Source organism: Ekhidna sp. (genome assembly GCF_965247405.1).
Classification (GTDB): domain Bacteria; phylum Bacteroidota; class Bacteroidia; order Cytophagales; family Cyclobacteriaceae; genus Ekhidna.
The window spans coordinates 1-16060 of sequence record NZ_OZ252014.1; the positions used below are offsets into that span (position 1 = coordinate 1).

The 16060-nt window shown below is 42.2% G+C and carries 14 protein-coding genes; 2 read left to right on the top strand and 12 right to left on the bottom strand.

Annotated elements, in window-relative coordinates; genetic code table 11:
• Window positions 1-1989: Tn3 family transposase (locus ACP14Y_RS00005; RefSeq protein ID WP_424960912.1), on the top strand; the 1989-nt coding region annotated here is incomplete at its 5' end.
• A 400-nt stretch (window positions 1990-2389) separates the two neighbouring features.
• Complete coding sequence (locus ACP14Y_RS00010; RefSeq protein WP_424960913.1) at window positions 2390-2752, top strand: DoxX family protein; 363 nt, start codon at window positions 2390-2392, stop codon at window positions 2750-2752.
• 120 nt (window positions 2753-2872) lie between these two features.
• On the opposite strand, the gene ACP14Y_RS00015 is transcribed toward ACP14Y_RS00010, so the two are convergent.
• The 12 genes from ACP14Y_RS00015 to ACP14Y_RS00070 form a co-directional block, all read right to left on the bottom strand.
• Complete coding sequence (locus ACP14Y_RS00015; protein WP_424960914.1) at window positions 2873-3190, bottom strand: rhodanese-like domain-containing protein; 318 nt, start codon at window positions 3188-3190, stop codon at window positions 2873-2875.
• 74 nt (window positions 3191-3264) lie between these two features.
• Window positions 3265-4143 carry a cysteine synthase CysM gene (gene cysM / locus ACP14Y_RS00020; RefSeq protein ID WP_424960915.1) on the bottom strand — a complete coding sequence of 293 codons (879 nt, stop codon included), beginning with the start codon at window positions 4141-4143 and terminating at the stop codon, window positions 3265-3267.
• Complete coding sequence (gene epsC, locus ACP14Y_RS00025; protein WP_424960916.1) at window positions 4140-4955, bottom strand: serine O-acetyltransferase EpsC; 816 nt, start codon at window positions 4953-4955, stop codon at window positions 4140-4142. The genes cysM and epsC overlap by 4 nt, the downstream gene beginning before the upstream one ends.
• 40 nt (window positions 4956-4995) lie before the next feature.
• Complete coding sequence (locus ACP14Y_RS00030; RefSeq protein ID WP_424960917.1) at window positions 4996-5412, bottom strand: DUF6691 family protein; 417 nt, start codon at window positions 5410-5412, stop codon at window positions 4996-4998.
• Window positions 5413-5420: 8 nt separating this feature from the next.
• Entirely contained in the window at window positions 5421-5981 is a 561-nt protein-coding gene (locus ACP14Y_RS00035; protein WP_424960918.1) for a YeeE/YedE family protein, read from the bottom strand.
• Between the two features lie 100 nt (window positions 5982-6081).
• Window positions 6082-7491 carry an MBL fold metallo-hydrolase gene (locus ACP14Y_RS00040; protein ID WP_424960919.1) on the bottom strand — a complete coding sequence of 470 codons (1410 nt, stop codon included), beginning with the start codon at window positions 7489-7491 and terminating at the stop codon, window positions 6082-6084.
• A 59-nt stretch (window positions 7492-7550) separates the two neighbouring features.
• Window positions 7551-9275 (bottom strand): SulP family inorganic anion transporter, encoded by a 1725-nt coding sequence (locus ACP14Y_RS00045; RefSeq protein WP_424960921.1) that lies wholly within the window; start codon window positions 9273-9275, stop codon window positions 7551-7553.
• 180 nt (window positions 9276-9455) lie between these two features.
• Window positions 9456-10601: a tetratricopeptide repeat protein gene (locus ACP14Y_RS00050; protein ID WP_424960922.1), complete on the bottom strand. Its 1146-nt coding sequence runs from the start codon at window positions 10599-10601 to the stop codon at window positions 9456-9458.
• Between the two features lie 15 nt (window positions 10602-10616).
• Entirely contained in the window at window positions 10617-13148 is a 2532-nt protein-coding gene (gene gyrA, locus ACP14Y_RS00055) for a DNA gyrase subunit A (protein WP_424960923.1), read from the bottom strand.
• Between the two features lie 111 nt (window positions 13149-13259).
• The gene (locus ACP14Y_RS00060) at window positions 13260-14348 is read right to left on the bottom strand and encodes a hypothetical protein (RefSeq protein ID WP_424960924.1); all 1089 of its coding nucleotides are present in this window, start codon (window positions 14346-14348) and stop codon (window positions 13260-13262) included.
• A 93-nt stretch (window positions 14349-14441) separates the two neighbouring features.
• Complete coding sequence (locus ACP14Y_RS00065) at window positions 14442-15401, bottom strand: FKBP-type peptidyl-prolyl cis-trans isomerase (protein WP_424964411.1); 960 nt, start codon at window positions 15399-15401, stop codon at window positions 14442-14444.
• A gap of 25 nt (window positions 15402-15426) precedes the next feature.
• The gene (locus tag ACP14Y_RS00070; RefSeq protein WP_424960925.1) at window positions 15427-16038 is read right to left on the bottom strand and encodes a hypothetical protein; all 612 of its coding nucleotides are present in this window, start codon (window positions 16036-16038) and stop codon (window positions 15427-15429) included.
• Between the last annotated feature and the right edge of the window lie 22 nt (window positions 16039-16060).

Consider the following 16060-nt stretch of genomic DNA (forward strand, 5'->3'; position numbering starts at 1 on the left):
AGATCTTCTGCAGAAGAACGAATTGTCGCGGCACTCAATGTAATAAGAAGTCGTCCCGATGTGGTAGAAACAATTAAAAAGGAGCTCGAACAACTTGAGCTTACAGTATCTACTAAATTGAAAGATGAAATGTTCTACTCTAAAGTAGAAGAGGGTTCAATCAAGCTTGCTAGAAGATTAAAGGATATTGTTCTTTCATTGAAGTTTGATGGTAAAACTTCTGAGAAAGAGATCTACCGAGCTGTTGAACACTTTCAATATAAAGATGGAAACTTAGGATCTAGTGCACCAATAGGATTCCTTAACTCTAGTCAGGGTAAGTACGTCCAAACTCACAGTAGCAGCCAAATAAATAATAAGATTTACAGATCGCTCTTATTCAATGAATCAGCATTCCATATCAAATCGGGATCACTAAATCTAAAGTACTCCAATGATTACAGATCTATCAATGATTATATGATTGATGATGAAACCTGGGAGAGGGATAAAGAATACCTTTTAGAAAAAGTAAACTTGTCACATTTAAGAGACTTTACTGATGTAATAATATCACTCGAAAAAAAATTGGATGAACAGTATGAGAAAACAAATCAAAACCTTTCTGAGAATGATAACTTGAAGTTTAGGAAGAATGGAAAGCCTTTTGTGACCAATGACAAGGCTGAGGATTTAGGATCAGAGATAATTGACAACCTCCTAAACAAGGATGAAGTAGTCCCATTAGTAAAGGTTCTTTCAGACATTCAGGATGCGACTGATTTTACAGAATGCTTTACACATTTTGCTATGAAAGGTGGTCATGAAACTCCTGAGGTGCAGGTGATATTTGCTGCAATAATTGGATTAGGTTGTAATATTGGTGTTAGGAAAATGGGTCGAATAACCCATGGACTAAATGCAGAAAAACTTGAGAACACAGCTCGTTGGTATTTTTCGAAAGAAAATATTAACGAAGCAAGAAATCGCATTTTAAGTGTTATAGATAAGCTTTCTGTACCCCAGCACTTTAAGGCTTCCGTTGACGAGTTACATACATCAAGTGACGGGCAAAAATTTGGAGTATCTGTTCCTTCGATACATGCAAGTCATTCATATAAGTACTTTGGTAGAGGTAAAGGAGTGACAGCCTATAGCTTTATCGATGAGTATAGTCGAGTATTTTATGATACTATTATAAGTCCAACAGAGAGGGAGGCTACATATGTTATTGATGGATTACTAGATAATGAAGAAGTAGAAAGTACGATCCATAGCACAGATACGCATGGCTATACGGAAATACTCTGTGGCATATGCTACTCAATTGGTATTGTGTTTGCGCCTCGAATTGCTGGGGATCAAATTATGTACACATTCAAGAATAGAAAGAGGGGGCATTATGAAAATAAAGGCTATCGAATTCTTCCCGACAATTCTAAATATATAAATGTCAAAATCATTGAAGATCAATGGGATAACATATTAAGATTACTAGTATCCATCAAAATCAAACATGTTAAAGCTTCAGTTATACTTAGAAGGCTGAGTTCTTACTCTCAAAGTCACCCATTATATAAGGCACTTAAAGAATTGGGGCGAATACATAAATCTCTATTTCTTCTTAAATACTACGATGAATCGGATCTAAGATCTAGAATGCAGAAGCAACTTAACAAAGGGGAACTGTGGCATAAGTTCGCTAAGGATGTTTGGTTTGGTGATAATCAGGAGTTTAGAGTTGGTGAGAAGTCAGAGCAGGAAATAGCCCTTGGTTGTAGAACCTTAATCCAAAATGTAATTGTCCTTTGGAATTACCTAGAACTTACAAAGAGACTATCTGCAATGAATGAGAAGCAGGCTTTAGAGGTAATAAATGCAATTTCTTCAAACCATGTAATATCATGGAAGCATATAAATATACACGGAGAGTATGATCTCGACATAATAAGTGAGCCCTCAAAGATGTTTGATTTGGAGAATTTATTGAAATATAAGGTAGTGGCTTAAAAGTAGTAAGCAGAAGAAATATATAAGTTATTGAATATCAACCTGTTGTACTTTTTACCGATTTTTTGTAGACAGCCTAATAGCCGTTTGGTCAGGGCACGGCAGAGCGCAGGGTTTGTGCGCTGGCCGAGCGGCTATTTAATATAACGTCTAATTATATAACAACCCAGCTAGAAGCACAGCACCAAAAAAATCAAACAACAGAAACGTGCACGTCAAAGTCCAGCTTTGCTGGTTAACATAATATCATTATATAATCGAAGCTGACAGCAAATCGTCAAATAGCGACAGCAGTAATAAACAACAGCTTTGTTATATAATTTATATTATGTTAAGTAACTATTTTATAAAACTGCCCTGTTTGTGTAAATTCATAGATAATTAGATCAACCGTACAACTATGAAAACGAATAAAATACTCTACTGGGTCTTTACCGGTCTACTCTGTGCGATGATGCTCTTCCAGGCCTTCTTCTCTTTTACCCAAACAGAAACCCTGGCTGAAATGTATGAAGGCCTAGGATTTTCTGGCGCATTGGTCATCCCTTTGGGCATTGCAAAATTTCTGGCCGTGCTGGCCATTGTTACCAAACTTTCTCCAATACTAAAGAAGCTGGCGTATTATGGGCTTGGTATTGATTTTATCCTGGCGTTGTATGCGCACCTGTCCATCGGAGATCCGAACTGGCCAGGTCCTGTAGTAGCCATTGTCTTATTAGCCGGATCCATGTACTTTGACAGAAAGCTATACACTAATAAATAGCTATTGATGATGTGGGCCCTCGTCTTTAAAGATGTAGCGGACAAAGAGAATAATTCCTACCAAGGTGGCTAATAATAGAATGGTTAACAACATGGCTGTAAGGTACAAATCCTGAGAGACTTATGAATTCCCATATGCATCATTCCATGCATGAATGCCACCCTCCAAATTGTAAAGATTCCCTGAGAATCCCATGCTTTGCATCAGCTGGCAGGTTTGGCCACTGCGATTACCACTTCTGCAATACACCAGGTAATTCTTAGATCGATCCAGCTTGTCTATTTGTTCCGGAAAGTCCGGAGTGTTGAAATTGATTAGCTGATGTCCCTCGATTTTGCCTTCTACGTATTCTGCAGGGGTCCGTACATCCAGCAATACATGATCTTCACTGCCAATAAGTGATTTGAATTTTTCTGGTGAGATGTTTTGATATGCCATACTTTATAAAGGTTTGTTAAAACGGATTTTATAGATTCTGAGATGAGATGAGAATGATTTTCTGTTCCATCCAATTAATCAAATAGTCCAGAGCTAAGGTATCGGTCTCCCCGATCGCACACGATAAAAACGATCACTCCCTCATCTAGTTCGCTGGCAACCTGCAATGCAGCCGTGAGCGCGCCTCCACTACTCATGCCACTCATGATCGCTTCTTCCATTGAAAGTTTGCGAGCCATGTTCCATGCCTGCTCTTCATTTACTTCAATGGTTCGATCCACGCGTTCCTTTTCAAAAATCTTTGGTAAAAATTCTGGCGACCATCTACGGATACCTGGTATGCTGGAACCTTCCGATGGTTGTGTTCCTACAATTTCTATTTTCTCATTTTGCTCTTTCAGATACCTTGAAACACCCATAATGGTACCCGTAGTACCCATCGCTGATACAAAATGCGTGATTTCTCCTTTGGTGTCGCGCCAGATTTCCGGCCCGGTAGTGCGGTAATGCATGCCCCAATTGTCGGGGTTAGCAAACTGGTTTAAAATGAAATAGCCCTCCTCTTTCGCTTTCTTTTCCGCCAGCTCTCGTGAGTATTCAATGGTTCCTTCTGCAGGTGTCAAAATGACTTCTGCTCCGTAGGCTTTCATGGCTTGCACCCGTTCTATGGTGCTGTTTTCCGGCATCAGCAGGGTCATTTTCAGTCCCATGCTTTGAGCGATCATTGCTAAGGCTATACCGGTATTTCCGCTGGTGGCTTCAATCAATCGATCGCCAGGTTTGATTTCTCCACGTTCCATTGCCCCGTTGATCATACCAAAAGCTGCCCGATCTTTTACACTGCCACCCGGGTTCTGACCTTCCAGTTTGCCATAGATTTTAATGTTTTTGTTCGGATTTAATCGGTTAATTTCTACCAATGGTGTATTACCGATGAGGTCAAATAGCTTCATGCGTTCTTAATGATTATCGAGTCCCTGGATTCCTGATTTGTAATGGTGGGTTGGTAATACACTTTGGATCCCTTGGGCACACTGCTGGTCAGCCAGACGTTCCCTCCGATGACTGACTCCTCGCCGATCACTGTATCACCGCCCAGTATGGTTGCTCCGGAGTAGATGATGACCTTATCACCGATGGTTGGGTGTCGTTTTACGTTCGACAATATTTTATCTACACTCAGTGCTCCCAAGGTTACTCCCTGATAGATTTTGACATCATCTCCGATAACTGTGGTCTCCCCGATCACTACGCCGGTTCCGTGATCAATGAAAAATCGTTCTCCGATATGGGCACCCGGATGAATGTCAATCCCAGTAATGCTATGGGCATATTCGGTAATGGATCGTGGCAGTATTGGCACTTCCAAGGTGTACAGTTCATGTGCGATGCGATACGCGGCGATCGCTAAAAAACCGGGATAGGAACGGATGACTTCTTCCCTGGTCTTTGCTGCCGGGTCACCTTGATACAGCGCGTCTACATCATGCTGCAAACGAGTATATATTAAGGGTAACGCATTAAAAAAGTCATCTACGATCGTATCGGATGTTTCCGATTCAGATCCTAACAGCCGTTTCAATTCAATTTTGAGCGCATCGAACTGAGCTTCTACCTGATTTTTTTCTTTGATCGGATGGCTGGAGAAGTTTGGAAACATTATCCCCAACAAGCGATCGAAAAAACCGGACACCTCTTTTTGAGATGGACAGTTGCTACATTTTTGATGAGCCAGATAGATTGATTCCAGAAATGCTTTGTTCATAGATTCTTATTCAACGCATCTCACCAACATCGTGTTTGCTTTAATAGTGCGGAAGTTTGTGCTTTATTCTTCCATATACATACGTTCCCAAGGTAGCTGACGCAATGGCGACAAGGAAAACGCCTAATCCATTTCCCACCAGTATAAACAATGGTCCAGGGCATGCACCGGTCAGCGCCCATCCAATGCCAAAGATGATACCTCCATACAGGTATCGCTTTATTCCACGTGCTTTCGGTTCGATTTCGATAGGCCTACCATCAATGGATTTAATCTGCCTACGTTTGATGATCTGTATCATGATGATTCCGAGTATCACGGATGATCCGATCACTCCGTACATGTGAAATGATTGAAAGCGAAACATTTCATAGATCCGATACCAGGAAATGACTTCTGCTTTTGTAAGTGTAATACCGAATATGATCCCGAAGAATATAAATTTTAAGAACTTCATGTTTTGATTTAAAGAGCTAATAAGTATGGTGTAACCAAATAAGTAACAAGCAGGCCTCCAATGAAAAATCCTACCACGGCAATCAATGATGGTTTTTGCAAATCGCTCAGGCCGCTGATGGCGTGCCCAGAGGTACATCCGCCCGCATAACGTGCCCCAAACCCCACTAAAAATCCACCTAAAATAACCGCAATTAACCCTTTAATTGTCAGTAAGTTATGCCAGCTGAATAGTTCTACAGGAACCAGGCTTTCCCCGGGGTTTTCAAATCCCATCGCTTGCAATTCTGAAATGGTGGTTTGTGAAATGGACACATTTCCGGCCCCCATAAAATTATTGGCGATAAACCCTCCGATGATTAGCCCTATCACAAAGACCAGGTTCCAGCTTTGGGCCCGCCAGTTAAAGTCAAAAAAGTCGCAATGCTTGCCTGCCCCCATTACTGCACACATGCTTCTCAGGTTACTGCTTAGTCCGAAGCGCTTTCCTGAGAGCAGCAGACTTAACATAATAAAGGCAATAAGCGGCCCTGCCACGTACCAGGGCCATGGCTCATAGATAAATTCCATAAGATCTAATGATTTTTAAATGTTCGTACTGTTTGGAGGAGATCTTCTCCCTGGCCCTCGAAGCGTTGAACCGCTCCAAGGGGGAAAACAAACTATTTATTTACTTCAGGGTAGTTGGACATACGTAATTTGTGGTTGGGATATCCGTATCCTTAATCGCTTTAAAGCCTCCAGCTACATCTACCAGATTATGAAATCCGCGTGATTTAAGTATGGAAGCAGCGATCACCGAACGGTATCCTCCGGCACAATGAATGTGGTATTTTTTGTTTTCATCCACCTGATCCATGTTTTCGCTGATATAGTCCAGCGGCAGGCTTTCTGCATCTTCTATGTGTTCCGATTCAAACTCACCCGGTTTTCTAACATCCATCACATGAAGGTTGCCTCCTTTATAAGCTTCCGCAAATTCATTTGCTGAAATGGATTCCAGGGTTTCCACCTCTTTTCCGGCCTTTACCCACGCATCGATTCCGCCATCCAGGTATCCAAGTGTATTGTCATAGCCTACTCGGGATAATCGGGTTACCACTTCTTCTTCCCTGCCCTCATCAGCTAAAAATACGATTGGCTGTTGTAGGTCAGGAATTAAAGCCCCTACCCACGGTGCGAAATTCCCATCGATCCCGATGAAGATTGAATTTGGAATATGACCTTTTACAAAGTCTTTTTGATTTCTTGTGTCAAGGACCAACGCTCCTTCGTGGTTAGCCATTGCTTCAAAGGTCTCAACGTCTAGCGGTACTTTCCCTTTTTCAAGTACAGAATCCAGACCAACAGCTTCTGACTTATTCATAGCGACATTTTGGGCGAAGTATTGTGGTGGTGGAAGTAATCCATCGGTTACTTCTTTGACAAATTCTTCTCTGGTCATATCAGCACGAAGTGCGTAGTTTGCTTTCTTCTGATTGCCCAAAAGATCAAACGTTTCCTTGCTCATGTTTTTACCGCAGGCAGAACCGGCCCCATGAGCAGGATATACTACTACCTCGTCTGGTAAAGTCATAATCTTAGATCGAAGACTTTCATACAGCATACCTGCTAGGTCATCCTGGGTCATGTCTCCCTTTTGTGCCAAATCCGGACGTCCTACATCACCAATGAATAAAGTGTCACCGCTGAAGATGGCGTGCTCTTTTCCGTTTTCATCAATCAACAGATAGGTTGTGCTCTCGAGGGTGTGCCCTGGTGTGTGAAGCACTTTGATCTTGATTTTACCAAGCTCAAACACCTCTCCGTCCGTTGCTTCATGAAAATCAAACTCAGCTTTCGCTCCCGGACCATAGATAATCTTCCCACCTGACTTCTTCGCCAAATCCACATGTCCTGAGACAAAATCTGCATGGAAATGTGTCTCAAAGATGTATTTGATCTTCGCTCCTTCTTTGTCTGCTTTTTTAAGATAGGGAGCAGACTCTCTCAGCGGATCAATTATTGCCGCTTCTCCTTCACTTTCAATGTAGTATGCGCCTTGTGCCAGGCATCCGGTATATATCTGTTCGATGTTCATATCTTAATTATTTCTTTTACAAAAATACGACGCTAAATGGTTCAGGTTTGTAACATTTGTTACGCTTTGACATTCGTTTGTAGGGTTACTTTTTTGTAAGGGTCTTTTGCATTGGTTAATGCATTTTCTACCGCTTCACTCAAACTCAAAAATAGATTTTCTTTTCCGATGGTCTTCGTTAGCCCGGTCTGCTTCATAGTGTCCCTCACAGGTCCTATTACGTCACAGAAAACCAACCTCACTCCTTTCTGGTTCAGTTCTTCCAGCAGGGTATGCAATCCGTCTGCTGCGGTTGCATCCAGGTGACTGACGGGTCCTGCATCAATGATGATCTCCCGGGTCTTCGGTTCTCTACTGAGCAGATGTTGAATATAATCTTTGATCTCCTGGATGTTGATGAAACTCAGTGGTGCATCGATGCGAATGATCATCAGACCTTCCCAGGTTTCAAGATTGTTGAAGCGAGTGACGTTTCGAAACTCATGGTGTCCCTTGATCCGGCCTAGCCGAGCAATATGTGGATAGGCCGCACGATACAGAAAAAGTAGAATAGATAGTATGATGCCGGTGACAATCCCGATTACCATCCCGATGTTCAGGGTCACAAGGAATGTGAACAGCAATACAAGGAACTCTTTTTTACTTTCTCTCCAAAGCTTTTTTGCATAAGTCAAATCAAAAAGGTTGCTTACGGCTACCATGATGATTGCTGCGAGAATAGCATGAGGTAAGAAATAAAACAGGGATGTCAGGAAGATGAGCGTGAGCGCTACAATAGCTGCGCTTACAACGGATGCTAGAGGTGTATTTGCGCCGGCCTGATGGTTGACAGCCGTGCGAGAGAAACCTCCCGTCACCGGGTAGGATTGAAATAAAGATCCGATCAGGTTGGCCGCTCCAAGTCCGATGAGTTCCTGATTTGGGATCACTTTATGATCTCTCCTCTTGGCTTCTACTGCCTTTGCTACAGAGAATGCTTCCATAAATGCCACAACGGAAATGGTAAACGCCAGTGGTAACACCTTTCTGAATTGTCCTAAAGAAAAGTCTGGCAATTGCATTGATGGCAGTCCTTGCGGAATGTTCTGAACAATACTGACACCAGCATCATCTAATCGTAATGAATACACGATCACTGTGCCGAGGATTACGGCTATTAGTGCACCGGGTATGTTTTTGTTTAAAGACTTCAGAGACTTAATAAGGACAATAGCCGCAATGCCAATAATTAGCGTGATGACATGCGTCTCATTGATCTGCCTGGCGCTATTCATCACTACTTCGTAAAACCGATTGCTTTTGGTTATTTCAGTGCCTAAAAGGTACTTAAGTTGATTGAATGCGATAATCAATGCGGCAGCAGAAGTAAAGCCACTGATGACGGGCTTTGAAAGTAAGTTGGTAATAAACCCCAACCGGAGCACGCCTAATAGCAATTGAAAAGTACCCATAAAAAAGGCGATCAGGATGGCAAAAGCAATGTAGCTTTCTGACCCTTCTGTGGCCAATACAGAGACTCCAGCGGCCACCAACAATGAGTCCATAGCTACCGGCGCAACAGAAAGCTGACGTGATGTGCCAAACAGGGCATAAATGATCTGTGGTACGATGGATGCGTAAAGTCCATAAACTGGAGGCAATCCTGCAATCAGCGCATATGCCATTCCTTGTGGAATGAGCATCACTCCCACAGTAAGCCCAGCAAACAAATCACCGTTCAGGTCAGCCTTTTTATAGGCTGGGAGCCATTGAAAAATTGGAAATAGACGTTGGATCAGGTTCATAACAGGCCACAAAAGTAGCAGACCTCAAGATAGCTGCTTGTAACCTTTGTTACACACAGCCAGTGCAAAAATTCTTTTTGATAACGACATTTTACCATCAACAGAAAAAGTCCTTTTAAAACAGATGGAATAAAAAAAGCCGATCTAAATGATCGGCTCTTCTTTGAATGTTCTTGCTAATTAATTGCCGCTCAGTGCGTCCAATTCATCTTGGATTTTGTTGTACTTGTCTTTTTTGCCAAGGCTATTGTAAATGTAACCGAGTGTCTCAAGCACTGTTTGATCTGAGCTATTAAGTGAGTACAATTTCTCCCAAATAGGAAGTGCATTTTCCAGCTTCACATTAATCTTCTTTGTCAGCTCCTTGCTTTTTGCTACTTCTTTGTAGCTAAGTGCGTTTCGCTCTTTAATCAACTCATTTGCTTCATTGAAAACAGCCACTCCTTTGTTGAAGTTGGAGTTGTAGTGATCCGGATCGATTTCAAGTGCTTTATTATAGCTTGCCATTGCACCTTCTTTGTCACCCAGCTCTTCTTTAAGTACGCCCAGACTGAAATGCAAGTCGGCATTGTTTGGATCTGCCTCGATTGCTTTTTCCAATCCTGCTTTAGCTTCTTCTGTTTGATTTAGCTGAATCAAAAGGTTAATTTCATATTTTGCCAAATCAATATCATCCGGGTAGGCATCTTTACCTTTTCTGATGATATCAAGTCCATCTTCATAGCGCTCTTCTCTTATGGCGTAATTGTAAAGCTGAAGGAATACCGTTTTTTCTCTTACTCCAGCTTCATATGATTTCATAAAGTTGCTTTTAGCTCGTTCATCATCGCCGGCAGCTACCGATGCATAAGCTGCATTTAAGATGGCATTGGTATCGCTTGGGTTAATGAAAAATGCAGTTTCGAAATTGTCTGCTGCAGAACTGAAAGATTCCTCGTTGTAATCTGAAATTGCTTCATTGTAGTAGTACGCATACCACCCTTGCTTTTTCGTGTCGATATTCTCAATACCAGCTCCGGTAAAGGTTGAAATCTTCTTCTGTTCCGGATCGAGTTCCAACGCTTTTTCAAACGCTTCAAGCGCTTCTTCCATTGCACCTGGCTCACCACTAGCCGTATCTAATGATGCATAGATCTGACCTCTGTAGTACCAGGTTTCAGGATCATCTTTGGTTTTTTCATGCTCTATGGCAGCATCAATGATTGCTTTCGCTTCGGCTAGCTCACCATCTTCCATGGCTGAAAGCGCTTGGTTGATTTTGGGCTTTTTCTGCGAGTATCCCGCAATACAAATAGCCGCTAACAATAGTGTTAAAAAAGTTCTCATTATTCAATGTTTAATTTATTCGTTATCCTTTTGGTTTTCGTTTTCCTGATCGACCTCTCCTTCTGCTTCGTCATCACCTCCAATATTGGAGATTTTTTCAACAGCTGAGATCTCATCATCTTCATTAAGTTTTATAAGTCGAACACCCTGAGTTGCTCTTCCCATTACCCGAAGATTGTCTACAGACATCCTGATCGCAATTCCTGAGCGGTTGATGATCATCAGCTCATCCCCATCAATCACGTCTTTGATTGCTACAAGAGCTCCTGTCTTATCTGTAACGTTCAGTGTTTTCACTCCCTTACCACCTCGTTTGGTGATGCGGTAATCTTCCAGATCAGAACGCTTGCCGTATCCTTTTTCTGATACCACAAGCAGGTTTGGTGGGTTTTTATAGTCTACACAAACCATACCAACCACAAATTCTTTGTCCGTAATGTTCATCCCACGTACTCCAGAGGCCATTCGTCCCATGGATCGTACGTCTGATTCATGGAAGTTAATTGCTCGCCCTGTATTACATGCAATCACGATATGATTGTCCCCATCGGTAAGTCGTACATTCAATAGCTTATCATCCTCTCGAATGGTAATCGCATTGATGCCATTTCTTCTTGGTCGGCTATATGCTTCCAGTGAAGTTTTCTTGATCACTCCACGCTTGGTACACATCACGAGGAAGTTGTTATTGATGTAGTCCGGATCGTCTAGTGTTTTCACGTTGATGACAGAACGTACCTTATCGTCCGACTCAATGTTAATCAGGTTTTGAATAGGTCTTCCTTTAGACGCCTTGCTACCTTCCGGTAGCTCCCACACCTTGATCCAGAATACCTTCCCGAACTCTGTGAAGATCAACAGGTAGTTATGAGCTGATGCAATGAATAAGTGCTCGGTAAAATCATCATCTTTCGAAGTAGCCGCCCTACTTCCTACTCCACCTCTTCCCTGAGTTCTGTATTCGGTCAAAGGCGTTCGCTTAATATATCCCTGATGCGAGATGGTAATCACCATATCCTCGTCCGGGATCATATCTTCAGCTGTGAACTCATCGGCACTATGCTCAATATCAGATCTGCGATCGTCTCCATAGCGTTCTTTCATTTCCAGCAACTCATCTTTGATGATCTGCATTCGTCTGCCCTCATCCCCAAGAATCTCCTTCAACTCTTTGATCAATGCCTGAATCTCTTCGTATTCTTTTTGAATCTTATCGCGCTCCAGTCCTGTGAGACGCTGTAGTCTCATATCTAGGATAGCTTTCGCCTGTATTTCAGAAAGGCTGAATTTCTCAATCAATCCAATACGAGCTTCATCCGGGTCTTTAGACGATCGTATCAGGTTGATTACTTCATCCAGATTATCCAACGCGATCAGATATCCTTCAAGGATATGCGCTCTTTTTTCGGCCTCATCCAGTTCGTACTCTGTTCTTCGAACCACCACTTCATGCCTGTGGTCCACAAAGTGAACGATTAAGTCCTTGAGATTTAATGTTTTAGGTCGTCCTTTTACAAGTGCTACATTATTCACACTGAAAGACGACTGTAGTGCTGTTTGCTTGTAAAGGTTGTTTAGAACGATATTCGGGATTGCATCCTTTTTAAGATCGTAAACGACACGCATTCCCTGCTTATCAGACTCATCTCTGATGTCCGAAATACCCTCGATTTTTTTCTCGTTGATTAAGGCAGCTGTCTTCTCGATCATGCTTGCCTTGTTTACCTGATAAGGGATTTCAGTTACAATTATCTGTTCCCTTCCGGTCTTAGTTGTATCAAAATCCGCTTTTGCACGAAGCACTACTCTCCCTCTACCGGTTTCGTATGCTGCTCTCACTCCCTGATACCCATAAATGGTCGCTCCTGTTGGGAAGTCCGGAGCTGTCACATGCTTCATTAGCTCATCAATGGTAATCTCTCGATTATCAATGTATGCAATCGTGCCATCTACGACCTCACTGAGGTTGTGAGGCGCCATATTGGTGGCCATACCTACGGCGATACCACTTGCACCATTTACCAGTAGGTTAGGGATTTTTGAAGGCAGTACGCTTGGTTCTTCGGTACTATCATCGTAATTGGGTACGTAATTCACCGTATTCTTCCGAATATCAGCCAGTAGTTCTTCTGAGATTCGTCTTAATCGAGCCTCCGTGTAACGCATCGCAGCGGGAGAGTCACCATCGACAGACCCGAAGTTACCCTGGCCATCTACGAGTGGATATCGCATGGACCAATCCTGCGCCATACGCACCATGGTATCGTAAACCGCAGTATCTCCATGTGGGTGGTACTTACCAAGCACGTCCCCGACAATTCTCGCACACTTCTTATAGGACTTATTGTAATTAACTCCCAACTCGTCCATTCCGTAAAGAATCCTTCTGTGAACGGGTTTTAAGCCGTCTCTTACGTCTGGAAGGGCCCGTGAAATGATCACGCTCATCGAGTAATCGATGTAGGCGCCACGCATTTCTTCTTCAATATTTATTGGGATAATGTTCTCTTCGGATGAGGATAAGTTATCGATATCTCCGTCTGCCATTTATGCTTATTTGGGTTAGCCAAAAATCAACCCGCAATTTAGCGAAATTCTAGGTGAAATCATTGCTTTGGCAACAACAGAATTTGATAAAAAAGACCGGATCAATAATGACTAATTTTTTGTCTTCAGCTTTTTAATCGCTTTCTTTCTTTTTGGCCACATACGGCGATTATTTTCGCCTACTTTGGGGTTTTGGCGCTTCCAGATTGGCTGCCCTCTTACTTCCATGGTTCGGCCTGTTACCGGGTCTCTGTAGATATGTTTAAGCTGCACATGATCACTCTTCATGGGCGAACGTGGGATGTCCGGAATATTGATACTTATTCCCGCCTGAATAAAGAACGTTGGATAACTATGCCTTACCGTAGAACCATCCGGGATGTTGATGGTATAAGATTTGAAATCTACGCTGGGTCGAATGATGACCCGGAAATATTCAGACCAATTGTTCTCAATACTCACTCCCAGATTGGTATAGATCCCTCTGGAAATTGCACCATTATTAAACTGCTTTCCTGCGGTAATACGACCCACCTGGAGCTCAGCCACAAAATCATAGCTCCAAAAGGAGTAGAACTTATACCCTACCATTCCAAATAATCGTGAATAGCGTGTGCGTTTGACATTAGGTTCATAGTTTCTAACCTGGCCAAAATAGTTTGTAGGTTCTAACCTTCGAAGGAAGTGAAATTCGTAGCTGTAACCTGCACCAATCCGGAACTTGTCAAAATTGTAGTGGATAGACAGTGTGATTGGAATGCCCCGTGACCCTCCTTTAAATCCAAAATCAGTAGTGTCTGTATCTACAAGGAATGTTTGATCTCCTAAGGCAGGGTTGTATACTGGATTGGATAGATAGTCAAATGGCAAATCAAAAGGATTTTCAAGGGATGTTTCGAACCCTAGTTGCGGATCATTCAGCCAGTCCGTATAACCAGAAAATGTGCTGCCCAGATTTTCAATATCATTTGAAAAGATGAATTGATTTTGTGCATCCTGATAGAAATATACGCCACTCAACTGATGCGAATAGCTAGTGATACCTATACCAGTGGTTGCTGTGATACTAAATTTGTTGAGAAATACGTAAACAGGATTTCGATAGATATCGTATTTCTCATAAATATCCTGGGATAGACCCTGTAAGGTGGTTAAACCTAATAGGGAAAGAAGGCCATATCGTTTGATAGCGGCGAGCAAATCAACTCAAAATTACACGGTATCTATGAGATTGCCTGGACAGCCTTTTACAGTATATATTGCTCATGGTCCTTGTATTCATTTTGAATGTCTTTAATCTACACGCGTAATCTCAAATAATAATGGATGGTAAGGAGGTATGGAAGTAACATAATCAGGAATGATGTCATCTTCTACCAAATCATTCGAAATAAAATCAGGGATTACCAAAGCACTCTCCCGATAAGCCTGTGAGGAAGGTATCATGATCAGCGCTCGTTCACCGGTTTGCATCAACGACACACCAAATTCAAAACCAACAAGTAGTTCACGAGGATCATTGGATCCATAAATCCACTCAAATCCTGTTTCGCTACCAAAAGATGAGTCATCGAGAAATCGGCCATTGTAATCAACAATGATTGTATCACCGTTTAATGGCAGAGCTCCCGATCCTGCACTTAGTCTTTTGTAAGAAATACCTGAGGCAGAGAATTGCTCCACCCTATTCAATGGATTGGTCACCGTATCATTTAGATTATTTGTGGTGATGTAATCATCGATAGCTGTAATATCCTGAGCAAACAGATCTGACTCAGCATGAACCCCTACCACCTGAATTTCCAGGTGAGCGATTAGGTTTGGATTAATTGCACCTGAAGTTAGATCCTGGTATGCTTGCTCTGGTGGGAGTATGAAATTGTAAATTTCCCCTACCCGCATGAAAGTCACTCCCCTGTCCACCCCTAACGGATAAACAGCTGATGCTCCTACCTTAAAGATCAGCGAGTCCCCATTGTTTCGCTGATGACTTGCAATCACATTTCCATTCAGGTCGCTAAGGGTGTAATAGATGGCGGCAACACTTCCGGATGATACTTGTGCTCCGGACGGATTTAACGAATCAGCATAATAGTAGATGCCTGTGGCATCATCCCGCGAGGCTGAAATACTGGTAGAATCCAACCATGCCTGAATGTTCCCATCTGCAGAAGTGGATACGCCATCATCATTGCCACATGATAGGAGTAGTATTCCTGAAAAAGCTATGAGTATGTATCTGATCACTACCACCAACAACGTATCAATTAGGCGTAGATTATTGGAAGGTCTTACAAAACATTTGGAACACAGGGATGTGATCAAGCTCCAACTTCTCACCTATCAAAAGCATACGCTGATATTCTGATTTACCTACTTTATGATTTTCATTAATGATATCTTCATCATTCTCCAGAAAAAAGCTGGCAATAAATCGAATCAATAGGTATGGTGAATGTAGAACAGCCTGGCGGTACTCGTGATAATCGATTGGCTCATGCTTTTCTACAGGAGCATGTACCATGCTATCCAGACCGCAAGTGACTTTGATTGTCATTTTCAGCACATCGAAAAACTTGTCCTGCCAGTTGTAATAATTTTTTATCAAAAACTTCATGGCATAAACTACCGGATCTTTCTTCATGAAATACCCTCCTTTGGATAGTTTTCTTGCCTTTTTGTTTAAGGCCATTTCCTCAAACAAAGTAATCTTACCATCTGCCATGGCAATGCCAATGGTAGGTGTCATGATAATGAGAGAAAAGAAGTCCTCATCACTAACTTCCAGGTATGGAGCCTCAGTCTTGAGAAAGTCTTTTTTTAATGTTTGGGTAGCCTCCAGCACTTCTGGATAAGCGATCATGGACTCTATTTCGTACTCGGTGAACATGCTTAGGGTTGGTTATTATTAT

Bases quoted from the DNA above. Each gene is read 5' to 3' on its own strand.
- epsC (WP_424960916.1), bottom strand. From the start codon at position 4,955: ATGAACAAAGCATTTCTGGAATCAATCTATCTGGCTCATCAAAAATGT.
- ACP14Y_RS00050 (WP_424960922.1), bottom strand. From the start codon at position 10,601: ATGAGAACTTTTTTAACACTATTGTTAGCGGCTATTTGTATTGCGGGA.
- ACP14Y_RS00035 (WP_424960918.1), bottom strand. From the start codon at position 5,981: ATGGAATTTATCTATGAGCCATGGCCCTGGTACGTGGCAGGGCCGCTT.
- ACP14Y_RS00010 (WP_424960913.1), top strand. From the start codon at position 2,390: ATGAAAACGAATAAAATACTCTACTGGGTCTTTACCGGTCTACTCTGT.
- ACP14Y_RS00040 (WP_424960919.1), bottom strand. From the start codon at position 7,491: ATGAACATCGAACAGATATATACCGGATGCCTGGCACAAGGCGCATAC.
- ACP14Y_RS00045 (WP_424960921.1), bottom strand. From the start codon at position 9,275: ATGAACCTGATCCAACGTCTATTTCCAATTTTTCAATGGCTCCCAGCC.
- gyrA (WP_424960923.1), bottom strand. From the start codon at position 13,148: ATGGCAGACGGAGATATCGATAACTTATCCTCATCCGAAGAGAACATT.
- cysM (WP_424960915.1), bottom strand. From the start codon at position 4,143: ATGAAGCTATTTGACCTCATCGGTAATACACCATTGGTAGAAATTAAC.
- ACP14Y_RS00030 (WP_424960917.1), bottom strand. From the start codon at position 5,412: ATGAAGTTCTTAAAATTTATATTCTTCGGGATCATATTCGGTATTACA.
- ACP14Y_RS00015 (WP_424960914.1), bottom strand. From the start codon at position 3,190: ATGGCATATCAAAACATCTCACCAGAAAAATTCAAATCACTTATTGGC.
- ACP14Y_RS00070 (WP_424960925.1), bottom strand. From the start codon at position 16,038: ATGTTCACCGAGTACGAAATAGAGTCCATGATCGCTTATCCAGAAGTG.